Below are 25,389 nucleotides of genomic sequence, written 5' to 3'. Positions count from 1 at the left end.
CAGGCTGTGTGGTCGCTGATATGGATTCCTCAAATTACGACTATGTCCCCTGGGTCCAGGTATTCCAGAAACCGGAGGCATCTGGCTTAACCAATGTTACACAGCGTAAAGTTGATCTGTATAGCTGCGGTGTTAACCCAAGGGCAAACCTTGACGGCAATAACTGGAGTCTGAATGGCATAGAGCCTGGAGAGACAATTGAGAGTTTTAATGCCCGGAGCAATCACATCCTGAGTTGCATGGAGGGAAAGGGATATAAAGTGTATGGATTTGCTGAGTGCGGCCCGAAAAAGTCCCCGACAGGGCTTTGTCCTAATTAACCTGAACAGGGATGCTGAGTTGACACATTTTTACTAAACCTAAATATTGGGGTTGGCATGCAGTTTACTTGAGGGTAAAAAGCATGCCAAAAAGTATGTTATCTTATTGAATAATATTAATTAACTGTCTATGTCGCTAACCTTCTTGTTCAACAAGCGGGAAGCGCGCCAGTAGATCAGCAGCATCAGCCCCATGACGATGGTCAGGGTAATACTGGTGGCGGCTCCAAACGGCCAGTCGCGGATGTTCAGGAATTGCACTTTAATCACATTACCAATCAGCAGGTTTTTCGCGCCGCCCATTAGGTCGGATACGTAAAACAACCCCATGGCTGGCAGCATCACCAGCAAACATCCGGCAATAATTCCCGGCATTGTCAGCGGAATAATAATGCGGGTGAAGGTCTGAAGTTTGCTGGCACCCAAATCGCGCGCAGCTTCGAGTAACGGTTTATCCAGTTTCTCAATACTGGAGTAGAGCGGCATCACCATAAATGGCAGCAGGATATACACCAGGCCAATAATGACCGCGCTGGGGGTAAACATAATGCGAATGGGCGTATCAATCACGCCGAGCCACAACAGAAACTCGTTGAGATAGCCTTTGGTACTGAGGAAAATTTTGAGACCGTAGATGCGAATAAGCGAGTTGGTCCAGAACGGAACAATCAGCAGGAACAGCAGCAGTGGACGCACTTTCTCCGGCAGTTTGACTAAAAACCAGGCAAACGGATAGCCGAGTACCAGGCAGGCGAGTGTGGCAATCAGCGCCATATTGAGGGAGTGAACCAGCACCTCAAAATAGAGCGGATCGAGCAGGCGAGCATAGTTTTCCAGCGTAAAGACCATTTTGACGAAATTAGCGTCGTCGCGGGTCAAAAAGCTGGTGCCGATGATCATCAGGTTGGGCAGAAAGACAAACAACACAAGCCAACCGACAATGGTGACGATCACCACACTCTGGAATTTACTTGTGTTCTTCATCAGCCAGTACGACCTCCCAGCTTTCTACCCAGTTAATCGCCATTTTCTGGTCGAGCGAGTGGTCAAAGTCAGGATCGTCTTCGTTGAAGAATTCGCTGACCATTACCATCTTGCCATTTTCCAGTTCCACAACCGACTCCAGCGTCATGCCTTTATAGTTACGTTCACGCACGTAACCGATAAGTCCTTCAATATGATTATCGTCGTTGATTTCATCCACGCGCAGATCTTCCGGGCGTAACAGAACGTGCAGTTTCTGCCCGGGAACTACCGCGAAGTTGACGTAAATATTGCACTCGCGGCCTTCAACGTTAGCACGAACACGCTGTTCGTCCAGACGTTCAATGACCGTCGCGTTAAACATATTGATCTCGCCGATGAATCCGGCGACGAACAGATTCTTCGGTTCTTCGTAGATTTCTCGCGGTGTGCCATCCTGCTCAATTTTGCCATCACGCATGACCACAATGCGGTCTGACATTGTCAGTGCTTCTTCCTGATCGTGGGTGACAAAAACAAAAGTGATACCGAGTTTACGCTGTAACGCTTTCAGTTCGTTCTGCATCTGCTTACGCAGTTTATAGTCCAGCGCAGAGAGAGACTCATCCAGCAGAAGCAAACGCGGTTTATTGACCACCGCACGGGCAATCGCCACGCGCTGCTGTTGGCCACCGGAGAGTTGATGTGGTTTTCGCTGAGCGAACTCTTCCAGTTGCACCATGCGCAGGGCTTCAGTAACGCGAGGAGGAATATCGGCTGCAGGGGTTTTCTGCATGCGTAAACCAAAGGCCACATTCTCAAACACGGTCATGTGGGGGAATAACGCATAGCTTTGGAAGACGGTGTTCACGTAGCGGTTTTCCGCAGGAACGTGAGTGATGTCCTGGTTGTCCAACATAATATGACCGGAATCAACCGTTTCCAGACCGGCAATCAGGCGAAGAACGGTTGTTTTACCGCAGCCAGAGGGGCCAAGCAGCGTGAGAAATTCGCCATTGTTGATGGTCAAATCCAGGCTGGAAATCACCTCTTTGCCATCGAAACTCTTGCGAATTCCCGCTAATTGCACCAGTGGAGAAAGCGAACGCGGTTGTTTATTCAATTTTTTACTCTGTCCCATGTAAACGCAACGGATGGCTGACCGATGCGGGGTTTGTGGTTAACCACCTTGATGACTCTTAATGAGGGCGGTTATTCTACGGCAAACCATTGTAATCGCCAATCCTTGTTGCGAATTACTGACTTAACCCTATAGTCAGAGGGGATGTCAGGGAGAAATATTCTCACTTGCGGGGATAAAAGTGACCTGACGCAATATTTGTCTTTTGTTGCTTATTGATAATGTTGTCACAAAAAGTGAGGGTGACTGCATGGATAAACTACTTGAGCGTTTTTTACACTACGTGTCGCTGGACACCCAATCAAAATCGGGCGTGCGGCAGGTACCCAGCACCGAAGGACAATGGAAGTTATTACAACTGCTCAAACAACAGCTCGAAGAGATGGGGCTGGTTAACATTTCACTGAGCGAAAAGGGGACGCTGATGGCAACGTTGCCCGCTAACGTTGCAGGCAATATTCCCGCGATCGGCTTTATTTCCCATGTGGATACCTCACCGGATTTCAGCGGTAAAAACGTTAATCCACAAATCGTTGAAAACTACCGCGGCGGCGATATTGCGTTAGGCATTGGTGATGAAGTTCTGTCGCCGGTGATGTTCCCGGTGCTGCATCAACTTCTGGGTCAAACGTTGATCACCACAGACGGTAAAACGCTGCTGGGCGCGGATGATAAAGCCGGTGTGGCGGAAATTATGACCGCGCTGGCTGTGCTTATTCAAAAAGACATTCCGCACGGTGATATCCGCGTGGCCTTCACGCCGGACGAAGAAGTCGGTAAAGGCGCAAAGCACTTCGACGTTGCAGCATTCGATGCGCAGTGGGCCTACACCGTTGACGGCGGTGGCGTAGGTGAGCTGGAGTTTGAAAACTTCAACGCCGCATCGGTCAATATCAAAATTGTCGGCAACAATGTGCATCCCGGTACTGCAAAAGGAGTGATGGTGAATGCGCTGTCGCTGGCTGCCCGTATTCATGCGGAGGTTCCGGCAGATGAAAGCCCCGAAGCGACGGAAGGCTACGAAGGTTTTTACCATCTGGCAAGCATGAAAGGTACGGTCGATCGGGCTGATATGCACTACATTATCCGCGATTTTGACCGTAAGCAGTTTGAAGCGCGTAAACGCAAAATTATGGATATCGCCAAAAAGGTCGGCAAAGGGTTACATCCGGACTGCTATATCGAGCTGGTGATTGAAGACAGCTACTACAATATGCGTGAAAAAGTGATCGAGCATCCGCATGTGCTGGATATCGCTCAGCAGGCAATGCGTGATTGTGACATTGAGCCGGATCTTAAACCCATTCGTGGTGGCACCGACGGCGCGCAACTGTCGTTCATGGGATTACCTTGCCCGAATCTGTTCACCGGTGGCTATAACTATCATGGCAAACATGAGTTTGTAACCCTGGAGGGAATGGAAAAAGCGGTGCAGGTGATTGTGCGTATTGCGGAATTGACGGCGAAACAGTAGCCGCTTTTGCCGGTAGATGCCGGATGGCGCTTCGCTTATCCGGCCTACAAATATCGTATCCCGTAGGCCGGATAAGCGAAGCGCCATCCGGCGCACTCTCAATAGGTTACCCTTCGAAGAACCAGTATCCGCTATTCACCAGTGCGGCAAGCATGGCGAGGAAAGACGGGTCTTCCAGCGCATCCTCAAAGTTTTCCGCCGTCAGCACAATATGGCTGGCCAGCGCATCCAGCGCCGGACGGTGCGGGGAGTCAATTTTCTCACCATTTACATAAACGTCATCGCCAATGCGCAGTACGCGCAACCCACCCAGACGGACCAGGACATCGCCTTGCTTCAGGGCATCATAGATTTCGTCAGGCTGATAAGGCGGCTCAGGCGGAGCAACGTCCAGTTCATGACGCGACTGAGAGATAAACTCGCCAAACCACTGTTTAAAATGCTCCGGCTGGTTAATGAGCCCCAGCATCATTTCGCGCAGCTTGTCCATTTCCTGTGGCAGCACGTCTGCTGGATGGTCGCGTGGCGGTAGATCTGGATCGCTGTAGTACGTGCTACCCAGTTCGCGTTGCAGAACGTAATCAGCAAATCCGCTGATCAACTCCCGGGTATTCGGTGCGCGGAAACCTACCGAGTAATTCATTGCGTTTTCCAACGCGTAGCCTTCGTGCGGGAATCCAGGTGGAATATACAAAATATCGCCGGGTTCCAGCTCTTCATCGATAATGGCTTCAAACGGGTCGACCTGAAGGAGGTCCGGGTGAGGACAGTGTTGTTTCAACTGCAGTTTTTCACCTACGCGCCAGCGACGGCGACCGGTTCCCTGTATGATGAACACATCATACTGATCCAGATGTGGGCCAACACCGCCGCCGGGGACGGAGAAGGAGATCATCAGATCGTCGATACGCCAGTCCGGCAGTTCGCGGAATGGGCGCATCAGCGCGGCGGTTGGCTCGTGCCAGTGATTGACCGCCTGCACAAGAAGCGACCAGTTGTTCTCGCCGAGATGGTCATAGCTTTCAAAGGGACCGTGGCTAACCTGCCATTTACCATCCTGGTGGCTGACGAGTCGGCTGTCGACTTCGCTTTCCATTGCCAGTCCAGCCAGTTCGTCAGGAGAGAGTGGGTCAATAAAATTGTTAAACCCGCGTTTTAAGACCACCGGGCGCTTCTGCCAGTGGCGTTCAAGAAAATCGGGCCAGTTAAGTGTGAGTTGGTATTCCATAATGAGCATCCCGCAGGCTGGTATCTGCAACCGATTATAACGGATACTTAACCTCAAGCGTGAAGTCAGTACATATTTATTACATATAAAGATTACTCGTCTTTTTGTCCCGGATGTTGGCGGGCGAAAACAACTTCCATGCGCGCTCCGCCCAGCAGACTGTCGCCAGCGATAATCTGCCCGTCATATTGCTCGGTGATCTCACGTGCGACGGCCAGGCCCACACCTTGCCCGGGGCGTAAGGTATCCACGCGCTGACCGCGGTCGAACACCACTTCACGTTTACTGTGTGGAATACCGGGGCCGTCATCTTCTACCACAATGTGCAGATGATCTTCTGTTAATTGCGCTGAGATCTCGACAAATTCCAGGCAATATTTACAGGCGTTATCCAGGACGTTACCCAGCACTTCGACGAAATCGTTCTGTTCACCCACAAAGCTTATCTCAGGCGAAATGTCGAGATTAATGTTAACCCCTTTACGCTGGTACACCTTGTTTAATGCAGAGGTCAGTTTATCCAGCAACGGTGCAACCGGATGCAATTCCCGGCTGAGAAGGGCGCTACTGCCGCGCATGCTGGCACGATGCAGATAATAGCCAATTTGCTGTGAAATACGGCTAATTTGCTCCAGCATGACGGGTTCAGCATCGCTTACGCTCATTTTCTCATTACGCATTGAGCGTAGCGTGCTTTGCAATACGGCCAACGGTGTCTTCAGGCTGTGGGTGAGATCCGTTAACGTGGTGCGGTATTTATCGTAGCGCTCACGTTCGCTCTTTAATAAGCGGTTGAGGTTGCGCACCAGACTGGTGAGTTCACGCGTGGTGGCAGGATTAAGCATCTCGCGATGATGTTCTTCAAGCTCACGGACTTCGCGCGCCAGTGATTCGATAGGTCGCAGGCTCCACCAGGCCGCCACCCATAACAGCGGAATGACCAGCAACAGATTGGCGACCAGCACATATATAAACCAGCTCCAGACCATATATGAGCGTTTGAGCTCAATAGGAATGGTATCAACAACCACAATGGTCAGTTGTGGCATCCTGGCGGTGGCAGGGTAGATGTTCACCGCCACGGAGTGGGTCATTTCAGCGTTATCGTCATCTTCTCTGACTTCTCTTAGCTTCTGTTGCGCCGAATGATCTTCGCGCAGCAATGTGCTGGTGGCGTCGACATTGGCTTCAATCTCATGAAAACCATTTGTCTTTAGCCAGTCTGGGTGAATACGTTGTACCAGCCAGGGAACGTCGCGTTGGGCCCAGAGCAGTTTACCGTTTTCATTATAAATCAGCGACATTGTAGGGCTTTGCATATCGAGATTTTCAGGTAGCTCGACATTGATTTTGCCGTTTTCCCATTTGGCTAGTGTATAGAACAGATTACTTTCGCCACGCAGCAGACGAAATGTTGTTTTATCAAAGCTGACGCTATAGCCAACCAAAGCCACCATGCCATAAGCCAGAGAGAGGACCAGTACAACGCCTGCGGTTGCCAGCAAAAAGCGCAGCCGCAGCGATAACGGGAAAAAATGACGCAGTAATTTATTCATTAGCGCAGTTCAAAAAGATAACCCTGCCCACGTACGGTGGTGATCACTTCATGCGGATATTGCGCCTGAATTTTTTTACGCAGACGTCCCATCAGGACATCAATGGTGTGACTTTCACGCAGTTCGGCATCCGGGTAGAGCTGTAACATAAGCGAATCTTTACTAACGACTTTGCCGCTATTACGGATCAGCGTTTCCATAATGGTGTATTCGAAAGCCGTAAGTTTGATCACTTCATCGTTCACGGACAGTTCGCGGCGAGAAAGGTCCACCTGAAATGGCGGAAGCGAGATTATCTGCGAGGCCAGGCCACTATTGCGGCGCATCAATGCCTGCATTCTTGCAACCACTTCTTCAATGTGAAACGGTTTGGTGACGTAATCATCTGCACCGGCACTGAGCACTTCCACTTTGTCCTGCCAGCCTTCACGGGCAGTTAATACCAGAATGGGCAATGAAACGTCATTACTGCGCCAGCGGCGGATCAGTGATAGTCCGTCTTCATCGGGGAGCCCTAAATCGACGATCGCAATATCCGGCAGGTGTTCATTAAGAAAATAGTCTGCTTCCTTTGCATCTTCTGCATCATCCACCTGGTGGCCTAAATCCTGGAGCTGAACCTTAAGGTGGTGGCGTAATAATGCATTATCCTCAACAACCAGCACGCGCATCATTGTTTCTCCCTAAATTCATGGTACGAATAGTTTAACGCTGATTATGTAGATTGAAAGCAGCGCTATGAAATTAAATAACTTTTTTCATGCTCCCTCGCCCGTGGGGGCGTCCTGGGGGCAGTGCTGTTGGCATCTGATTGTTCAGCATGTTGACCTGATCCTGGTTCATGTCGCCAATCCACTTGGAGTAAACCTCGTACACCATTCGCGCATCTTCATGCCCCATCTGACTCGCTATGAATGACGGGTTAGCTCCGGCCATCAACGTCCAGCAGGCATAGGTATGCCGTGACTGATAAGGATTCCTTTCGCGGATATTGGCAAGTTTAGTTCCTCGCTTCCAGCCATAGGCAATCGAGTTCTTGGAAAAGTAACTGCCTTTCTTTGACGAATATGCTGTCGGTGAAAAAACGAAGCGAAGAGATTGCTGCTCAGTTTTACCGATCTCGCGATGGTGAAATCGAATTTCTTGCTTCGGATTAGCGCCGGTGATTTCGTATTGTTCCTTCAGTGCATCCAGAACAGGCCTAAGCAACGTTATTGTCCTTATTCCGGCATCTGTCTTAGGAGGTACAAATACTCGCTTATTCGTCAAACTTCTGGATACGTGGATTTCACCTTTTACCAAATCAATATCTTCCCATGCCAGGGCGCATATCTCGCCCGGCCTCATCCCCGTATGTACGGCAACAATGATGATTAATGCCTGGCTACGGGGAAGGGCGGCTATCAGTGCCTGGTACTCATGAAGTAAAAGTGGGTCGGGATCATTTTTAGATAACTTGAGCCGCGACACTCCTTCATAAGGAGCATGCAATATAAACTGGCTTCGGTTTGCGAGCTTAAGCATTTCTGATAAAACTGCCATCTGTTTATTGACTGTTGAGGGCGCGCGGCCTTGCCGGGCCAGATTCGGCATCGCCGGGTTAATAATTGTCCCGGTCAATAACTCCTTTCGGTAATGCAAAATATCGGCATGCTCAATATCTACCAGACGGGTATTTTCTCCGATTACACGCTGTAACGTATTTACGACCGAAGTAAGCGATAGCAGCGTTGCACCAGATACCTCTAAGGCTTTGGTGTCTGTAAAAAAATCACTCAACTCTTTAAACGTGGTGATTTTTTTGGTTGTGATGAACTTATTAAGCGCTTTGGATTCCGGGAAGCGTTCCGCATAGTCGAACTTACCGAGCTGTATTTCGCTTGTGATGAGTGCGCGAAGATTTCCAGCTTTTTTGATGTTGCTGCTGGTCACCGTCCAGCCCCGAAGGACTTCGCGGCAACGTTTGCCGCGATAGGTAAATGTGATCCGTATTTTTCCATTATGCAGCTCGACGCCGGTTGGAAAGTCCATCATGCTTCCTGTACTAATTGGTTAATCTTTGGATAGTTGTACCAAAGCAGACCTTTAGAATTGTCAGTTTCCCCGAGAGCTGTCAGATGTTTGAAATGCACGCCTTCGATCCACAAATTCAATCGATAACTTTTAATTTGTCTCTCGGTTAGCCCCGTTCTTTCACTAAGACGAGTTTCAACTATCCACTCTTCATTAAAAATTAGCTGCGCCATGCTTACCTCACAGGCCGCAAGCCGAGTATAAACAGGCCTGCCGCCTTACACTGATAATTCAATATCAACTCACCTGTCCAGGCAGCGCGCGCAATCTACGCATACCTGTCATTGCTGTGGCCACGTAGCTCGCCTTACGGTTAACCACCTCAACCCATACCTTCACGCCTTCAACTCTCACCGTGTATGTCTCCTTCATCTTGCTGCGCCCGTAGTCACCATAGCGTTCGTGATGAGTGGCCAGCGCGATGTCGCATGCCTGACGCGCTAACGGGGATTGCTGATTGCCTCGGTTAATTAGTCGCATGGTCGCCCCCATCGATACGCTTAAACTCAATAACCCAGACCCAAGGGTTAGCATTCCAGCTTTCTTCGCCGTAGATGGATGCCCACAGCCAGGAAAATACTTCGCGAGCATCATGGCTTGCATCACCGAAATATTGATCCCCCTGATTTATGCAATACCGGCCAGTGGCAGGTAGCTTAACCAGTCCTTCACGCGCAGCATCGTTCGGGCTGATTGACTGGAGGCGCTGCACTCCAACGTTAGTAATCTCCAGCAGAATGCGGCTGGCCCAACGCGGCATATGGATCGACGGCCGCCAACCGTGACGGAGATTATCGTCAAGATCACAGTATTCAGGTTTGGCACCGCCATCAGCGGAATATTCGCAGTATTGCGGCGTTTCGAACTTTTCAGGATGGGCTCGGTATTCTTCGAATAACTCCTCAGGAACAAGCGGCCCCTGGAACGTCTCTCGCACCCAGATGCGATCGCCAACTTCTCCATAAGGACAACCGAACACTTTTGAGCGGGCCTTCAGGCCGCACGCATCGGACTGCGACCAAAAATACTTCCCGTTATCTCTGCCATTTTTGGAGTCAATCACTCGGCGTAATCCCAGCTCTGAATGCTCTGGCTGAATCGCCATGATCCGACGCGTCTGCGTCTTCCGGCCGTCGAGAATGGCGCGCACCATCTCCCCGTTAAAAATCATGCCGCGCTCAATCATTCCAGGCCTCCAGCTCGTTCTCGATCTCTTCGTCTATCTCTTCGTTGTTGGCTTCTTCGTCCAGGTAGTCACGCGCTTCTTTGAGGTACTGCTCCCGGCGTTCGTCATACCAGGCTGAGAACTCAGGCGACCAGCCAATAGTCGTGCCGTCATAGTCAAATTTGGCGTTGTTCTCAGCCATGCTCTCAACCATGTTGTAAGCAGTGGTGAGCGCCGCTTCGCGGATATACCCGCGCAGATCACGCTTGCGCCAGTACGGATTCACCTTTGAATCGCAGAGAGGTTTAAACTCGACTTCCCAACGGCGGATGCAACGTGCATTTAATGATTTACTCATCTCGTTACCGGGAGGGCGAACCCTCCCGCCTCCCTTAGCCCACGTATTCCGGTTTCATATCTGCCATGGTGATGCTGAACTGATCGTGCAGTTCATCGCCCAGGTGACGTTTCGCAGTTGCAAGAACTCGCTCAACTTCCCCGAAACGCGCTGCTGCATCGGGGTCATCCGGAGACGGTAGGGAGTTGATTGCGGCCTCAACCTTGTTGCGTGAATCAACCAGGTAATAACGTTTCACCGCTTTGTTCTTCAGCTCAGTGAACAGGGCTGAACCGAGTGTGGCCTTCGCGCTTTCGATATCAGCACGCAGTACTTTGGCGCTATCAACATCCTGAGCAGCATCGATGCGTTCGCGAAAATCATCGGCAAGAGACCCAATATTTACCGACGATTCCTGTGCGCTTTGCGTGGTTGTGACGGTGTCACCAGAAATATCAGCCAGGTTAACGTGCTTCGGTGCCGGGTTAATCTCTTTCTCAGTACGCGGCTCAACTTCATCTGGGCTGTAGACGCCGAGGATGACTTCAGGGCAGTACAAGCGTGCCCAATACTTGACTGCCAGATAAGCGATCTGCTGTTTTGGCGCTGTTTTCCACAATGGAGAGTTACGTGTGGTGATATCTGCCAGGTAGATTGGCTCGCCCCAGGTGATTTCTTCTTCTCCGCGCAGTACGGCGCCAACCCGGATAAACAGACCTAATTCATCACGACCGTCTTTTTTCCCGGCGATCTTCTCCCAGTCACCGCCGTACTCGTAATGGAAGCGGCCAATAATGGCGCTGGAACTGGAAATCACTGCGTTAACCAGTTGCGCTTCGTAACCCAGAACGCCATTCACCAGGTGCGTTTTCTGGGCAACCGCATATGGGTTCATTCCCCACTGCATGGCCTGCATGACGATAGCCATACAGTCGGCGGGCTTCCCCGCCAGGTGTTTGGGGACGGTGACGGCAGACTGCGCCATCAATTCAGCGAAAGAGGTAAGCTGGCCGAGCGCCTGCACGTTGAATACAGCGTTGCTGGCGGAAATGGTGTTAGGAGCCTGCTCAGTCGTAATGATGTTGGTATTTTGCATGGTCAAATCCTCCCTTAAGCCAGACGCAGCGCTTCAAGGCGGCGCAGGTCGAAATCGTTCAGTTCGTCGGTGTAATCAGCGGTGATTGGTGCTGGCCACTCGCCAGTGTCAAAACCGGTAGCGATAGCGCGCATCGCCTTGCGGTACTCGAGCATGCCCAGCTCCAGCAGTTCGGCGGATGCCTCGATGATGGCGATCCAGTGGTAGTTCTCGTCCTTGTTGACGAAAATCCAGAAGAACTGGTCCAGCGCTGCGGTCTCGCAATACATGGCCGCGCTCAGGTGGTAGTCACGGTCGATGATTTCGCGGTGCAGTTTGGCGCGCAGGCCTTCCTGCTTAATGTTCCACATGCTGATGGTTTTCAGGTCGGCACCGATGCGCACCCCGTCCAGGTCGATTTCCAGATCTGGGCGCACACGGACTTCCAGCCCGGTTTCGTCGTCGAACCCGAAATAACTCACCTCAACAGCGCGACTCGGGTGCTGGAGCAGCATCCCGGCGGTTGGGTGCTGGAGCAGGGCTTTTTGAATGGCCAGTGCAGTGCTCAGTTGCTGGCGGGTGACCAGTACTTTTCCTTGAGGATTCTCGCGCCACGCATCCAACAGTTCGTCGGCGAAGACGGCATCAGGATTAACAGACTTAACGGTCTGAATCAGATCTGCTTTGGTACCGGAAACTTTCAGGGGTTGAGGCTTCTGCACTTCCTTTGCAACCAGATCAGGATTAATCACCGCCAGTTGCTCGAGCAGTGCGTCACGACTACCGCTGGTTCTCACCTGTGGTGGCAGGGTGGCGTTGTACTCTTTGATGCAGGCTTTCATCGCCGCTGCGGTCTGTTTCTGGTCTGCTTCGATACGCTGGAACCCAACAGGCAGCGACATGTAACTCTGACCTGTTTCTTCCAGCGATGCGCCGAGCGGCACCTGCTGCGGCAGGGCGGCGTTGTGTTTTTCCAGCAACACTTTGATATCGTCGGCTGACAGCTGCGCCGGCAGGCTGGCGTTATACTCATCGATAAACGTGCGGATCGTTGCCGTTGTGGTGAATGCACCTTCTGGAATAACCGGTTCAACGCTGAATTCTGCGTCTAATTGTTCGGGTTGTAGCGCCAGCGCATGCACCAGGTTGCCCATATCCAGAACCGGAGAGCGATCTTTCGTGATGGTCTTCTCGACGTGGCGCGCATTGAAGTACATCAGCGACACACGTGCGTCTTTCACCTGGGTAGAGCTGATACCGTTGGCTGCGTGATAAACATCGTTCGGAATACCTTCGTAGCGGCCGGGCTCGAAGTAATCGGGGTACACAACAGCTGGTTCGTCAGATTGCGCTTCTGGCTCGGTTTGGTTTACAGAATCGCTATTTTGGGCGACAGAATCCGTATTCTGGTTTACATCGGCTTGCTGGTCGGTATGTGGCTCTTCACCAGTTTCCAGACTGCTTTCGCCTGACTGCACTTCATCACCAGCCTGTTTTTCATCACTGACAGTTTCTTCCATCTGCACATCGCGGGTGGTTTCCTCTTTAACTGGTGAGCGGTCATCTGTATATGTTTGTTGATCACCTATCAGGCCTTCAATGGAGAATACGCCGTTGCCCATGTTGGCGATTTGTGGTTGTTCCGCAGCTGTTTTCTGCTCTGCTACGACCTGCTCATTAATCTCATTTTCCCAGCTGACGTCCGGCGCATGACCAGCATCAGCCAGCGTTTCTTCAGTTGGGTACTGGTGGTCGGCTTCAGTCAGGTTCTTATTGATGTAACGGCTCAGCAGTTCCGGGAAATGGTGAGTATTTTCTTCTGCACTGCGAATAAGCGCGAAAATAGCGGCACGGGAATAATCCAGGATGCCAGCGCGTTTGCGTAGGGCGGCGGACCATTCTCTGAACGGACTTTCTTTCTTGCTGACAATCTCTTTAGCGCGACGGTAGACCCCACCAGGAATATCGTAGATATTGAAATCCATTGGCAGGGTGGCCAGCGCAATTTCAACATCCAAAGTATCCAGAGTGTGGACGTAGTCGTTATTGCGATCGGTTTTATTTCCACCGCCAGCATTGGTTTTGACGTCAGTGCGTTGAATCTGCGCAACGCGGTTGCCTTTCTGCCATTCTTTGACCAGCAGGCCGCGATCGATGTAATCAGTGTTGAACCAGATCCTGATGAACCGCATAACAAGAGACAGTTCAGTCCGTTTCCCTTCGACCGGGAAGACGGTTTTCAGAGCGGCTACAACCCGAGAGATGTCAATCTCAGCAGCATTCTTGAAAAACTCCACGTTTTCAGCAGCAAGCAGCAGATTCTGGACGTAGCTGTTATCCACATCCAGCTCGAGTCCCTGAATAATTTTCTTTTGCTCAGCATCGATGTGATAAGCGTATTCATCGGAGATGAACTGAGCCAAGATACGCTGGCGCAAGGATAAGGTGGCGACAGTGATCAACTGCGGCTGCTCTGCCTGCAGGGATTGTTCTTTGGTACCGACTTCACCATCAACGATGCCATCTTTGGCCTGGCCGTTCTCGTCAATCTGGCTGACATCATCAACAGTGAGATCTTGACCCGTTGTAATGTCAGCATTGCTGCTGGTTTCAGTTTTGAGCAACTGCAACTTACCACTGCGCCAGTCTTCTACCAGTTGATTGCGGTCACCGGCATCGGTGTTCACCCAGTCAGACATGAATGCAGCGATCAATCTTGGTTCGTGCTCTTCGTCTGGAGCGAAAATGTCCTGAACCGCCTGAATCATTTTCCACTCAGCATTCAGGCTGAGTTTGGCCGTTTCGGGGGCATCGTTCTTTGCCACAAGCAGGTTCTGGAGATAGGTATTGCTTTCGTCCAGTGACATTTCGCTGGCAGCCAGCTGCTGCTCTTTAGTGATATGAGTCTGGTATTTATCGTTCATCAGATGGACGGCAAAGCGGACGGCTGAGGTGCGGTTTTCTAACGATACATTCTCGTCAGAAGTCGCTACTTCATCGGTAGTTTTCACATCGGTAGGGATAGTGGTGTCAACGTCGCCAGCGGCTTTTGGCAGCCAGGTGTGCCCATCGTCCTGAAGTTCGTAACGATCACACCAGGTGAAATCAACTTCACCTTCTTCCGGCAGGCCGTCAACAACCGGAAAATCAGTGCGAATCGGCCTAGCGTAGTCCTTACCACGGCCCGTTTCGATGCCTGCATCTTCCAGAGCAACATCCAGCTGCAGGTTAGCGCGAGCCTCGGTTTTGGCAGTGAACCAGACCACTGCATCTTGCTTTCCGGATTTCTGAGTGGCTTTAACCACATAAAAGAATTCCATGTGAGATCCTCATTTTTGGGTGTTAGAATCCCCGGACCATTGATAGCGCCCATTGGGTTAACTTTGGTTTTAATGTTGTTTCCGGTGTAACTTTGGTCGGTGGCACCGGACGTAGATCCCGCCTTGCGCGGGTTTTACGTTAGCCTTCGTGAGCCATCTGGTCGTGCGAAGCGCAACGTCTTGAGCAATACACTTTCTCTTTGCGCGCCAGCAGTGAGCCGTTGCGATAGAGAAGGGTGCTTTTGATTACTTCTTCCGGTTTAACTGGCTTGCCGCAATAACCGCATTTGGTTGAGTTACACATCAGGATTTCCCTTCTGCGCAAGCAGGTAACAGAAACGACGAATATTCACTTCTACCCAGTTCAGTTTTACGGCCCGCTGCCGGGTTGGCCTTCTGGCAAAATCAATCATATTGATCTCCTTGTTATGCCTGTCTTTTATCCACTTCAGGCTCGGTGGTATGCTGGTAGTTCTCACACAGCCAGCAAGGAATAACTATGAAATCAATAACTAAGCCATGTCCTATTTGTGGTGAAGATGCTTTGTCTTTTAACCAGACAAATCAGTTGGTTAACATCAAAGTAAAACCACCAACTATTCGTGAAGTTCCATCAGTGGTTTACGTTTGCGATACACACGGATGGTTTTCACTTTCAGAGCAGATAAACAGCCTCGTTACATCAAATGACGACCCGGCGGCTAAACAAAAATTGTCAGTTATCGTTAAAGAGCGATATGTGCCGGAGCAGGATCAGCCGTTAGCCCTGAAACCTATTGAGTCGCTCGCATAAAATCCTTTCGACTCTCACTGCGATACCCCAGGCGGTACATTTTCGCGTAGGCTTTGCCGCGTGGAATTCCGCCTGTTTTGTTGAATCGCTGCTGTGCGCGGCGATGGTGTTTTGCTTCTGGGCTGTTTGGTCCTTTCCCGCCATTCAACCGCGAACTTGGGAGTTGCATTAGCTTTTGGCGTGAATCGAATTTACGTGCCCAGCACGCCCCAAATCCGTACATCCCCGTTTTCTTCGTATTACCTTTCATCTCAATCCCCTTGTTTGCCCTTGTCGCCAGGCCAGCGGAACATTTCAAACCTACTGCGCGTTAATCTCACCACCTCATTCCGGTCTTCGTATGCCCCGGATGGCTACTTCGTGGGCGTCCTGCCTGGGTGGTTGTGTTAATGGAGTAATTAAACACAATGTTTATTTGCGTGTCAACATAATGAGTGTTTTTGTATAAACAAAAAGTTTAGTTGGTTGCACGCGTTGGCACGAGTAGTATGTTTTGTGGTCTATTTTGTGGTTGTAAAAACATCAATAAGGGTGGGCTATGGAAAAATTCTACGTGGGTTACAACGATGTATGTCAGGCGGTAGGTAGAGCGACGCTGAATCTGATATCACATGGAGACGCGCCAACTACTGAGGCGATCATTTCAATGCTTGAGTCGCTGGGGGATATTGAGCAGAACGATTTTTGGCGACAGGTGTTCAGGTTTGCTGCTGAGGAAGTGCGAAAAGGGTAGGCAATAAAAAACCCGGCGCAGTGGCCGGATTATTTACTATTCTGAGGTGCAGGTGCAGGTGCAGGTGCAGGTGCAGGTGCAGGTTGTATTATCTCGACAGGTTTTAGATAAGATTGCACTTGGGGCAACGCGAGAATTACGGCAAGCAATGCTAAAATGGCACCAACCATCCACTGAAGAGTGGCTGATGTCGTCTTTAAACCATCGATCTGCCCTTTTAATCCTTCGATTTGTCCTTTTAGGCCAGTAAACTCACCATTAACCCCTGAAATCTGAGCTTTAATTTCCGACATAGAGGTATTCATTGCAGAAAACTGCTGCGCTTGAAAGGCCCTAAATTCAGCCATTTCACGCCGCATCTCGGCGGCCACTACATCCACCTCTGCTTTGTTCTGAGCAAACTTGGCGTCAAGTTCTTCCCTTGAGATACCCACAGCATCTACCTCAGCATCTTCGCCTTTAACAATGGTTTGACTTTTAGATAATGGATTCGTTCTACTTTTCCCCATTTTTGTTAAAATCGGGTTTTTCGGTCGAATATTTACCACATCCGCTTTTTCATGATATGCGGGCATGTGAAATGCGTCAACTTTGACGTCAGGCGACGAGGTTTTGCGAATTGAGGCTCCATCCACTTAAATTAATCCTGCTTTTTAAGTTCGCGCTCAAAGGGTTCAATGAGGCCCGGATCCATAACAGGAGCATTAAGTATTGCTTGAGCCATGTTTTTTGCCATAGACATTGGTAGAGTGACTGAACTAGTAGCCTCAAGAAACATATTCACCCCAGCTTCAGTATTCGTTTCATCAGGAATGTTCAAGTTGTCGACTACATGTCTACAAAAAGTAATGTGGCAATAGGCATTATCTCCGACATTCATTCCAGTAGTTATAAAAACATCCGCAAATCCAGCGTTGTAGTCTTTAGATTTTTTGATTTCTGGCATATCTCACTGCTCCTTCATTTTAAGATGAAATTGTCTTGCATTATTCCATATCACCCTTAATCCGCCGTCCCATATACTTGGCGTACAGTTCATCGAGTTCTTTCAATCGTAGAGATACGATCCGCAACATGTTCTGTTGTTCTTCTTCGTTTGGGAGTTGATTATAGAGCTCCAACAGTCTCCGTTCGTCGTGTCTCAAACCGTCCTTAGCATCCACGTCCTGACCTAGAACCCACTCAAGACTTACGCCTAGCGCATCGGCAAGTTTTATTGCTGAGCTTTTTCCTATCGCTCCTCTGACAAACCAGTTGTTGACTGATTGTGCGCTCACACCACAGATTCTCGCTATATCCGCTTTGGATATGCGCTTCTTCTCGATGATTTCATTTAACCGCCGAACCTGCGGGTTATCTGTTTGGTGTGTGTTTTTTCTCATATATCAAGATTCTAAACTAAAAGTTTATCGCCTCAACATTCATAATGTTGACTTGAGTATAAACATAATGTTTAATTTGGTTCGTTATTACTTGGAGCCAAATATGAAAGCACTTGATAAAGCAATATGCATCGTAGGGGGTGCAACCCGTTTAGCAGAAAAGCTCAATGTATCCCCAATGACAGTCAGTCACTGGCGTCACCGTGATAATGGATTCGTACCGGCTAACCGTGTCATTCCTATTTTCAATGCTACAGGTGTAACTCCACATGAGTTACGCCCTGATTTGTACCTCAACCCTACGGATGGGTTACCAGTTCAGGAAGCGAGGGCATAACCATGCAGTCACTATCACTTCATCAAAATACCGGATATCAACCGGCTGCGATGATAAATCGCAATCAACCTGTCTCGGTAGATAAACATGACCAGATCCGCGATGCCGTTCGTGCGTGGGCGGGTGTCGATGGTCAGGATGTCGTTTCTGCTCTGATCGTCGAAGAGTACCAGGCGCAAGGGGGAGACGAGATCACTTTCCCTGATGACCTCAGCCGACAGCGTCAGAAGCTTTTCCGCTTCCTGGACAACCATTTCAACAGTGAAAGATACCGCGAGAATGTCCGCCAACTGACTCCGGCAATTCTTGCTGTTCTGCCGCTCAAGTACCGCAACCGTCTGCTACCAGAAGACAACGTTATGGCCCGCCTGGCAAGGCTGGAGAAAGAAACCAGCGAAGCGAAGATTGCTGTCGCAATGGATGCGCCACGTCATCAGAAGCTGAAAGAGTTGAGCGAGGGGATCGTGGAGATGTATCGCGTTGACCCTGGGTTAACCGGTCCGCTGATGGAGATGGTGCAGATGATGCTGGGGGCTATATGACGGGTTCAAAAAAAGGTAAAGGCCGGACCGCGCCAACGGAACCGACCTTCAGTGTAACTCCAGGCAGAATTACGAGGTCATTATGACAAACGCATGTACAAAACACCAGGCGAAAGGAGCATAGCTATGTCGAATGTTGCTTACGCCGATTTTGCGGCGCGTACCGCCGTCAGGAGCAACCGGATGGAGAACCAGAAGACCGGATTCATCCCGTTGTACCGGAGTGTACTGAAGAAGCCCTGGGCTAAAGATGTCTTCCTGCGCACGCTATGGGAGAACCTTCTGTTGGGCGCCGCCCGCCAGCCCTACACGGCAAACTTTAAAGGCCGGCAGTGGCCATTACAAACCGGACAACTGGTGACCACGTCGGCAGATCTCGGGCTGAAATTATGCGACCGAAATGGGGAGCCAACCAGCCGTCATGCAGTGGATCGAATGCTGTCTCTTTTCGTGAAAGAAGGGATGATTTCAACCGCTGGCGAGAAGAGAAAAGGCACTGTAATTACCATCACAAATTTCGCGTATTACGCTCAAAAAATGGACTACTTACCCGCGCATAACGCCGCGCATAACAGCGAGCATAACCCCGCGCATAACGAACCCAGCAACGGCGAGGCTTCGGGAGTGGATGCCGAGCATAACCCCGAGCATAAGGGCGCGCTTAAGCCCGAGAATCATGAACAAGAAGTAATATTAAATACTAACGTATTTAATGTACGTCAGAGAATTTCAAAAGTTGTTCCTGATGCAGCTGTCCAGACTCCGAAAGGTGATAAGTGGGGGACATCTGACGATCTCCGTTGTGCAGAGTGGATGCTGGCGCTGCGCGACATCACCAAACCATCCCTGAAAAAACCGAATATGGCTGGCTGGGCGAATGATATACGCCTGATGCGCCAACTGGACGGACGCACCCACAAAGAGATTTGTGAGCTGTTCCGATGGGCCTGTAAAGACTCGTTCTGGTACAAAAATATTCTCTCCCCCGCAAAGCTCCGCGCCAAGTGGGACACGTTAACCCTTCACAGCGAAGACACTACCCGTAAGCCACGCACAGATGTCAGCGCAAACAAATCCGAAACTGGCCCGCACTGGAACAGTCCTGAAGCATGGGAGAAATTTTTATGACCCCGGATCTTTATCGTGCAATTCAGAATCGCGACAGCGAAATGCTATCACGCATGGCTGGAGATTCTTACGACGGACGCAAGGTTGTTAACGCTGACGCTGAAAAGCTGGTGGATATGCTTTTTGAAAACCTCATGCAGGTATTCCCGGCATCCACTCAGACGAACCTACGTACTGACGCTGATATTCGCGTTGCAAAGCAGCAATGGATCGCGGCTTTTGCTGAGTCAGGCATCACCTCCCGTGAGCAACTTTCCGCCGGGATGCAGAAAGCCCGATCCAGCCAGTCACCGTTCTGGCCGTCGCCGGGTCAGTTTATTTCGTGGTGCCGTGAGGGGAGTGGTGCGCTGGGGGTCAGTGTGGACGACATCATGAGCGAATACTGGCGCTGGCGGAAACTTGTTTTTCGCTATCCGACCAGTGAGCAGTTCCCATGGAAGGATAAAAACCCGCTGTATTACCACGTCTGCCTGGAACTGCGCCGTCGTGGAACAGAGGGACAGCTCAGCGAGAAGGAACTTATCCGAGCAGCTGGTGACATCCTGCATGACTGGGAAAAGCGAGCGTTGTCCGGTAAGCCGGTACCGCCAATCCGTCGCGCACTTGCCGCGCCGAAAGCAGCTACTGGCCCAACGCCTGCAGAGATGCTGATGGCTCAGTACAAACAACGCAAAAACGCCGGTCTGGTCTAATGGGGGAAATCACTATGGCAAGCAAATCACTGTGGGCAATTGTCGATTTTCTTCGGGTTAACCACAGCATCACGCCGCGTCAGGTTCAGAACCTGCTGGGATGCGACTGCAAGAAGGCACACAACCTGCTGCTTCACCTGGCACGCAGAGCTGTAGTAATCCGCACTGGCGAGCCGCATCACCCGGTCTATTCGCTGCAACCCGGCGGGGAGCTGAATATCAAGCAGCTCAAATCGAGCGTGCGAAAAAACATGGTCACATCAGTATGCCGCACAAGTCCGGCTATGCAGCGTGTACTGGCGTTTTACGGGAGGGTATCAGCATGAAACCAACCTACGAAGAACTGACAGTACAGCTCGCTAATGCCGAGAGCAAGTGCAGGGAGCTGGCGGCGGAGAATGTGGAGTTGAAGTCCGATCGCGACACCTTAGCTCGGTACTGGATTGAAGACGGTGGGGATGAAGAGTGCGCGATGTCTTATTGCGAACAAACCCCAGCGACCGACGCTTTCCTGGCTGAAGTGCGGGCGCATGGTGTGGAGCGTTACGCAGAGCAACTGAAATCAGAGGCTGACCGTGCAGAAGAAACCGGTTGGGAAGATGCTGCGAAATTTCTGCGCTCAGAATCTGAAAAAGTATTGGCGTTCGCCGCCCAACTTCGCAAAGGAGCCGCGCTATGAGCACTGGAATCCAATCACTGATTGATGCAGGCGCGTTGTTCGTCTCTAACCATTCGGGCGGAAAAGACAGCCAGGCGATGTTGATCAAGTTGCTTGATGTTATCCCCGCGCGCCAGCTCGTCGTTGTGCATGCATCGCTTGGCACAGTTGAATGGCCCGGTGCGTTCGAGTTGGCACGCGACCAGGCGAAGGCCGCATGTCTGCCGTTCATCGTTGCGCGGGCCAGCAAAACCTTGTTCGAGATGGTAGAGCGTCGCTTCGAAAACCGCCCAGAAGTTCCAAGCTGGCCGTCTGCCAGCACCCGACAATGCACCAGTGACCTGAAGCGTGGACCCATCCAACGCGAGGTTCGCAGGTATGCAAAGGCCAATGGATTTAAAACTATCGTTAACTGCCTCGGCCTGCGCGCCCAGGAATCAACCGGGCGAGCTAAGCGCAAGGCATTGAGCAAGATGGGGATAAGCAATTCGGTGAATACCTGGTTCGAATGGTTGCCGATACATGAACTCTTAACCGGAGAGGTGTTCGCCACGATTCGCAATGCGGGGCAGCATCCGCACTATGCCTATGCGCTGGGGAATGAACGGCTGAGCTGTGTTTTTTGCATTATGGCGAGTCGTAACGATCTGCAGAACGGTGCCAGGAACCATCCTGAACTGCTTGAGAAATACGCGGCTCTTGAGAAACGGACTGGCTACACAATGCATATGAATCGCATACCTATTCGCGAGTTGGCCGCTGATGATGAAAAACAGGAGCGTGCAGCATGACAACTAACAAACTACCTGAATGGCGCAAGGCGCTAAACGAGGCAGTAGAAAACTATCAATCCACACGCGCCTGGTATGAAGAAAATCAGGACAGCCCATCAGCCGAGCAGGATATGGACGCGGCGGCGGGTGAGATTGAAAAGTTGATAAAACAGTATGGGGTGCTCATCGTCTTAAATTTGCTGGATGAGATAGACGAGCTACAGGAACGCCGCAAGGCTGATAGCGAGCCAGTGGGGTGGACTGACGAAGAAGAGCTGCGTGACGTTGAAAAGGACGGTTGCGGCTACTTGTTTAAAGCTAACCCCATCTCACCAAATTCTGACCCTCGGCGCGTAATTAAGTTATATCGCCACGCGCAGCCAGTACAGGAACGCGAACAAATACGCCGTGAGCATGCAGTATGGTCACAGGCTACTTTCGGCGATGTCGGTCCAGTTGGTCCGCTGAAGCACCTTTCCAAAGAAGCGCTCGAGGCTGCTGCTGAACCAGGCGACCTTAGCGAATGGGCTGACATGCAATTCCTGTTATGGGATGCGCAACGTCATGCTGGTATCAGTGACAAGCAGATTACCCTGGCGATGGAAGAAAAGTTGGCGGTGAATATGGCGCGCCATTGGCCGGAGCCGAAAGACGGAGAACCACGGCTGCACATCAAAGCGGATCAACAGCAGGAGCACAAGTGATGGGTCAGCTACTGCAATAGGCCACCAACAGAGTTATCGAGATGGAAAACCTCCCGCTGGCTGATGTTCCTGAAACCGTCAGGCCAGCGGAAGTCAGCATATGTTTAAGCTATTAAGCTTCAATACAACGTGATGGCAGCAATATTCGCTATGTAATTGCAAATATTTCGAAAGTGATTCTTGTTCTTCCACTCCAATAGCACATAATCCTACACCATCCAGATAATAAGAATACTTATCGTTCCTATTCAGTTTTTTGTGACACTCAAAGATTAAATCAGATACACTTTCGGCAGATAAATTAATAGCTGGAAACATTTTGCAAGGGCGCATACGAACTAATCACATAGCCGCATGGCTGGCGCTGATTGCTGTCGCCATGCTGTTCGTTGCACCGGCCATCTCCAGAACGATAGCCCACCGGACAGGTTGTCAGCACATCACGCATGCTATGCCAGGGACCATGTCAGGGATACACCATGACATGGCGATGTCTGCGGTCTGTGAACCGTCTTCGCTGATGGATCAGCAGATGATGTCTGGTAAGGCAATGTCTCCGATGGAAGAGATTGCCTGTGGTTATTGTCAGCTACTTGTACAACTGCCGTTTATCCAGTTTGCGCTTGTAGTTTTGTTGTGGTTACTCCTGCTTTTTGTCCTTCGCTTCTCATTAATTCCGCTTAACTGCGTCACGCTCTTTCAACCCTGGGCACCACAGCGTGCTCGTGCCCCGCCTGCTGTATTTCAGTCTTCGTTTTAAACAACAAAACAGTAAGTCAGTAACGTCATGCTCATTTTTTAAGGGCAGATTTTGTTACGCCTGAAAAACAGTAAGGTACTTTATGAAACCCCATTATTTTGTACGTACGCCACTTGCTTCTCTTGTCCTGCTGGCGTTGATGTCAGACGCTACTTTTGCAGAAGAAAAGCACGACCATTCTCAGATTGAGAATGATTCTGTGATGATTGTAACTGCGCCAGTTTCCACTCCGCTCGAAATTGTTACCTCGCCCAAAATACCCCGTCAGCCAGTTCCGGCAAGCGACGGCTCGGATTATCTGAAAACTATTCCTGGGTTCTCACAGATACGTAACGGTGGAACCAACGGTGATCCTGTGTTTCGTGGCATGTTTGGCTCTCGTCTGAGAATTCTGACTGATAATGGTGAAATGCTTGGTGCTTGTCCGGCACGCATGGATGCACCAAGCTCCTATATTTCTCCTGAAAGCTTTGATGTATTAACTCTGATAAAAGGCCCACAAACGGTGCTCTGGGGGCCTGGAAACTCGGCGGGAACTATCCGTTTTGATCGTGAACAACCACGCTTTGAAAAGGCGGGGGGGCAGGGTACTGCCAGTCTTCTTGCTGCGTCAAACAATCGCTGGGATGAAAATGCTGATGTCAGTCTGGGCGGTGAGGAGGGATATCTTCGCCTCATTGGCAATAAGTCACGTTCGGATGACTACAAGGATGGAAATGGAGACCGCGTGCCCTCCAGATGGGATAAGTGGAATGGCGATATGGCTATAGGCTGGACACCAGACAAAGACACACTTCTCGAGCTTACTGCAGGTAAAGGCGATGGTGAAGCACGCTATGCTGGTCGCGGTATGGATGGTTCGCAGTTTAAGAGGGAAAGCTTAGGAATGCGCTTTGAAAAATCCGGTATTGGCGAGGTATTCGATAAGTTTGAGGCGAATGTATATTACAACTATGCAGATCATATTATGGATAACTATTCCCTGCGCTCTCCGGGCAGTAGTATGTCGGGGGGGATGTCAGGTGATGAGATGGGAGATGCTATGGGTTCCTCAATGGACTCAGCAATGGACTCAGACTCTTCGATGAATATGAGTATGCCAATGGCGATGGAGGTTGACCGTCGCACTGTTGGTGGAAGAATGATGGGAACCTTCCTTTTCTCAGATTTTGAGCTTCGCAGTGGTGCAGATACACAACTTAGTACACACCGTAATAAAATTGATGATCGCTGGAATAAAGACGCCCGTTTCCACGATTACGGTCTTTTCAGCGAACTGACCTGGAGTGTAACAGAGCAGAACAAGGTGAAGGGGGGCGCACGTCTCGATCGCGTTCTGGTTGATAATTACACTGATGTGGGTTCAGCAAAACGGACTGATACATTACCGGCCGGTTTTGTTCGCTTCGAACATAATATGGCTGACATACCGGTTATGTTTTATGCAGGTATAGGCTACACGGAGCGTTTCCCCGACTACTGGGAGCTTTTTTCGCCGACTTATGGGCCTGGAGGTTCTGGTGATGCCTTCGATAAACTCAAAACGGAAAAAACAACTCAGATTGATATAGGCGCTCAGTACAACGGTGAACGTATAAACACTTGGATATCCGCTTATATTGGTCGTGTAAATGATTTTATTCTGTTCCGCTATGATCCTGATAATGCATCTATCAGCCAGGTTGATAACGTCAATGCAACCATTATGGGGGGAGAGGCAGGTATTGCGTATAAATGGTCAGACTCATGGAAAACGGATGCCAGCCTTGCTTATTCCTGGGGCGAAAATACATCCAACCATCAGCCTTTACCACAGATGCCACCGCTTGAAGTCCGTCTGGGGCTGACCTGGGAGCAGGGCGACTGGAGCAGTGCTGGCCTTTTGCGTCTTGTTAGCAGTCAGAACCGTGTTGCTATTAACGAAGGAAACGTCGTTGGTAAAGATTTTAATAGTAGTCCTGGTTTTGCTGTGTTTTCGGCGAATGCTGCATACAAAGTTAATAAGTACGTTAAAATTAGCGCCGGCGTTGATAACTTGTTTGACAAAACGTACAGCGAACACCTGAATCTTGCTGGAAACAGTAGTTTCGGTTATTCAGCAAACACATCAGTTAATGAATCCGGCAGAACCTTTTGGGGTAAAATTAATATCACTTTTTAATGACATTTTTGCATGGCAGTAAAAGTGCAACTTATTTTTTTGCTTGATAACTATATGTACTGCTCCAGCGTTTA

General features: G+C 50.3%; 28 protein-coding genes and 2 pseudogenes. 13 read left to right on the top strand and 17 right to left on the bottom strand.

The genetic code is table 11. The features are described from left to right. Positions 1–440: 440 nt before the first annotated feature. Positions 441–1,304, bottom strand: a complete 864-nt coding sequence (potB, locus tag I6L54_RS15870; RefSeq protein WP_040231977.1) for a spermidine/putrescine ABC transporter permease PotB — start codon at positions 1,302–1,304, stop codon at positions 441–443. Beyond that, positions 1,288–2,424, bottom strand: coding sequence for a spermidine/putrescine ABC transporter ATP-binding protein PotA (gene potA / locus I6L54_RS15865; protein ID WP_040231979.1), 1,137 nt, complete (start codon positions 2,422–2,424; stop codon positions 1,288–1,290). The genes potB and potA overlap by 17 nt, the downstream gene beginning before the upstream one ends. A gap of 250 nt (positions 2,425–2,674) precedes the next feature. Between potA and pepT the strand changes: the two genes are divergently transcribed. After that, positions 2,675–3,898 (top strand): peptidase T, encoded by a 1,224-nt coding sequence (gene pepT / locus I6L54_RS15860; RefSeq protein ID WP_040231981.1) that lies wholly within the window; start codon positions 2,675–2,677, stop codon positions 3,896–3,898. Positions 3,899–4,004: 106 nt separating this feature from the next. Here pepT and roxA read toward each other — a convergent pair whose 3' ends face one another. From roxA to I6L54_RS24625, 12 genes and pseudogenes are all read right to left on the bottom strand, one after another. Next, positions 4,005–5,126, bottom strand: a complete 1,122-nt coding sequence (gene roxA / locus I6L54_RS15855) for a [50S ribosomal protein L16]-arginine 3-hydroxylase (RefSeq protein WP_005121076.1) — start codon at positions 5,124–5,126, stop codon at positions 4,005–4,007. 92 nt (positions 5,127–5,218) lie between these two features. Next, entirely contained in the window at positions 5,219–6,682 is a 1,464-nt protein-coding gene (gene phoQ, locus I6L54_RS15850) for a two-component system sensor histidine kinase PhoQ (protein WP_040231982.1), read from the bottom strand. After that, entirely contained in the window at positions 6,682–7,353 is a 672-nt protein-coding gene (phoP, locus tag I6L54_RS15845) for a two-component system response regulator PhoP (protein ID WP_005121074.1), read from the bottom strand. The genes phoQ and phoP overlap by 1 nt, the downstream gene beginning before the upstream one ends. A 73-nt stretch (positions 7,354–7,426) precedes the next feature. Next, the gene (locus I6L54_RS15840) at positions 7,427–8,713 is read right to left on the bottom strand and encodes a site-specific integrase (RefSeq protein WP_040231983.1); all 1,287 of its coding nucleotides are present in this window, start codon (positions 8,711–8,713) and stop codon (positions 7,427–7,429) included. Next, the gene (gene xisR, locus I6L54_RS15835; RefSeq protein WP_040231984.1) at positions 8,713–8,928 is read right to left on the bottom strand and encodes an excisionase family protein; all 216 of its coding nucleotides are present in this window, start codon (positions 8,926–8,928) and stop codon (positions 8,713–8,715) included. The genes I6L54_RS15840 and xisR overlap by 1 nt, the downstream gene beginning before the upstream one ends. Before the next feature lie 64 nt (positions 8,929–8,992). Further along, positions 8,993–9,235, bottom strand: coding sequence for a DUF4060 family protein (locus I6L54_RS15830; protein ID WP_005121071.1), 243 nt, complete (start codon positions 9,233–9,235; stop codon positions 8,993–8,995). Beyond that, positions 9,222–9,941 (bottom strand): ASCH domain-containing protein, encoded by a 720-nt coding sequence (locus I6L54_RS15825; RefSeq protein ID WP_040231987.1) that lies wholly within the window; start codon positions 9,939–9,941, stop codon positions 9,222–9,224. The genes I6L54_RS15830 and I6L54_RS15825 overlap by 14 nt, the downstream gene beginning before the upstream one ends. Then, the gene (locus tag I6L54_RS15820; RefSeq protein ID WP_040231988.1) at positions 9,934–10,278 is read right to left on the bottom strand and encodes a hypothetical protein; all 345 of its coding nucleotides are present in this window, start codon (positions 10,276–10,278) and stop codon (positions 9,934–9,936) included. Before I6L54_RS15820 ends, I6L54_RS15825 begins: the two co-directional genes overlap by 8 nt. A 34-nt stretch (positions 10,279–10,312) precedes the next feature. Beyond that, positions 10,313–11,353 carry a RecT family recombinase gene (locus I6L54_RS15815; RefSeq protein ID WP_040231990.1) on the bottom strand — a complete coding sequence of 347 codons (1,041 nt, stop codon included), beginning with the start codon at positions 11,351–11,353 and terminating at the stop codon, positions 10,313–10,315. Between the two features lie 14 nt (positions 11,354–11,367). Further along, on the bottom strand, positions 11,368–14,652 hold the full coding sequence (locus I6L54_RS15810) for a RecE family exodeoxyribonuclease (protein ID WP_217124624.1): 3,285 nt from the start codon (positions 14,650–14,652) through the stop codon (positions 11,368–11,370). Positions 14,653–14,791: 139 nt separating this feature from the next. Further along, positions 14,792–14,956, bottom strand: a complete 165-nt coding sequence (locus tag I6L54_RS15805; RefSeq protein WP_040233536.1) for a YdaE family protein — start codon at positions 14,954–14,956, stop codon at positions 14,792–14,794. After that, positions 14,949–15,068 (bottom strand): annotated as a pseudogene (locus I6L54_RS24625) (hypothetical protein); the annotation flags it as partial. The gene I6L54_RS15805 and the pseudogene I6L54_RS24625, both read right to left, overlap by 8 nt. An 83-nt stretch (positions 15,069–15,151) precedes the next feature. Here I6L54_RS24625 and I6L54_RS15800 point away from each other — a divergent pair. After that, positions 15,152–15,445, top strand: a complete 294-nt coding sequence (locus I6L54_RS15800) for a hypothetical protein (RefSeq protein ID WP_137378473.1) — start codon at positions 15,152–15,154, stop codon at positions 15,443–15,445. Positions 15,446–15,983: 538 nt separating this feature from the next. Continuing rightward, positions 15,984–16,178, top strand: coding sequence for a hypothetical protein (locus I6L54_RS15795; protein ID WP_032238386.1), 195 nt, complete (start codon positions 15,984–15,986; stop codon positions 16,176–16,178). A gap of 29 nt (positions 16,179–16,207) precedes the next feature. Here I6L54_RS15795 and I6L54_RS15790 read toward each other — a convergent pair whose 3' ends face one another. Genes I6L54_RS15790 through I6L54_RS15780 form a run of 3 tightly spaced genes read right to left on the bottom strand, consistent with a single transcriptional unit; the run spans position 16,208 to position 17,560 of the window. Next, on the bottom strand, positions 16,208–16,813 hold the full coding sequence (locus I6L54_RS15790) for a hypothetical protein (RefSeq protein ID WP_052463787.1): 606 nt from the start codon (positions 16,811–16,813) through the stop codon (positions 16,208–16,210). Between the two features lie 5 nt (positions 16,814–16,818). Then, complete coding sequence (locus I6L54_RS15785; protein ID WP_040233541.1) at positions 16,819–17,124, bottom strand: hypothetical protein; 306 nt, start codon at positions 17,122–17,124, stop codon at positions 16,819–16,821. Positions 17,125–17,164: 40 nt separating this feature from the next. Further along, on the bottom strand, positions 17,165–17,560 hold the full coding sequence (locus I6L54_RS15780) for a helix-turn-helix domain-containing protein (RefSeq protein ID WP_040233543.1): 396 nt from the start codon (positions 17,558–17,560) through the stop codon (positions 17,165–17,167). A 103-nt stretch (positions 17,561–17,663) separates the two neighbouring features. Between I6L54_RS15780 and I6L54_RS15775 the strand changes: the two genes are divergently transcribed. The 10 genes and pseudogenes from I6L54_RS15775 (at position 17,664) to I6L54_RS15730 (ending at position 25,315) form a co-directional block, all read left to right on the top strand. Then, a complete protein-coding gene (locus I6L54_RS15775; protein ID WP_071692470.1) occupies positions 17,664–17,897 on the top strand; it encodes a transcriptional regulator in 234 nt (77 codons plus the stop codon). A gap of 2 nt (positions 17,898–17,899) precedes the next feature. Next, positions 17,900–18,439, top strand: coding sequence for a toxin YdaT domain-containing protein (locus I6L54_RS15770; RefSeq protein ID WP_040233546.1), 540 nt, complete (start codon positions 17,900–17,902; stop codon positions 18,437–18,439). A 126-nt stretch (positions 18,440–18,565) separates the two neighbouring features. Next, positions 18,566–19,567, top strand: a complete 1,002-nt coding sequence (locus tag I6L54_RS15765) for a phage replication protein O (protein ID WP_082031759.1) — start codon at positions 18,566–18,568, stop codon at positions 19,565–19,567. Beyond that, on the top strand, positions 19,564–20,259 hold the full coding sequence (locus I6L54_RS15760) for a replication protein P (RefSeq protein WP_040233547.1): 696 nt from the start codon (positions 19,564–19,566) through the stop codon (positions 20,257–20,259). Before I6L54_RS15765 ends, I6L54_RS15760 begins: the two co-directional genes overlap by 4 nt. 14 nt (positions 20,260–20,273) lie before the next feature. After that, complete coding sequence (locus tag I6L54_RS15755; RefSeq protein ID WP_040233880.1) at positions 20,274–20,585, top strand: hypothetical protein; 312 nt, start codon at positions 20,274–20,276, stop codon at positions 20,583–20,585. After that, a complete protein-coding gene (locus tag I6L54_RS15750; protein WP_209442490.1) occupies positions 20,582–20,938 on the top strand; it encodes a hypothetical protein in 357 nt (118 codons plus the stop codon). The genes I6L54_RS15755 and I6L54_RS15750 overlap by 4 nt, the downstream gene beginning before the upstream one ends. Beyond that, positions 20,935–21,708, top strand: a complete 774-nt coding sequence (locus tag I6L54_RS15745) for a phosphoadenosine phosphosulfate reductase domain-containing protein (RefSeq protein ID WP_040233549.1) — start codon at positions 20,935–20,937, stop codon at positions 21,706–21,708. Before I6L54_RS15750 ends, I6L54_RS15745 begins: the two co-directional genes overlap by 4 nt. Further along, a pseudogene (locus tag I6L54_RS24620) lies at positions 21,705–22,367 on the top strand (DUF550 domain-containing protein); the annotation flags it as partial. The gene I6L54_RS15745 and the pseudogene I6L54_RS24620, both read left to right, overlap by 4 nt. A gap of 346 nt (positions 22,368–22,713) precedes the next feature. Then, on the top strand, positions 22,714–23,154 hold the full coding sequence (locus I6L54_RS15735; protein ID WP_040233551.1) for a DUF2946 domain-containing protein: 441 nt from the start codon (positions 22,714–22,716) through the stop codon (positions 23,152–23,154). An 82-nt stretch (positions 23,155–23,236) separates the two neighbouring features. Continuing rightward, positions 23,237–25,315, top strand: coding sequence for a TonB-dependent copper receptor (locus I6L54_RS15730; protein ID WP_040233553.1), 2,079 nt, complete (start codon positions 23,237–23,239; stop codon positions 25,313–25,315). Positions 25,316–25,389: the final 74 nt, after the last annotated feature.

Origin of the sequence: Citrobacter pasteurii (assembly GCF_019047765.1) — a bacterium.
Classification (GTDB): Bacteria; Pseudomonadota; Gammaproteobacteria; order Enterobacterales; family Enterobacteriaceae; genus Citrobacter; species Citrobacter pasteurii.
This window is presented reverse-complemented; position numbering and strand designations above follow the sequence as displayed.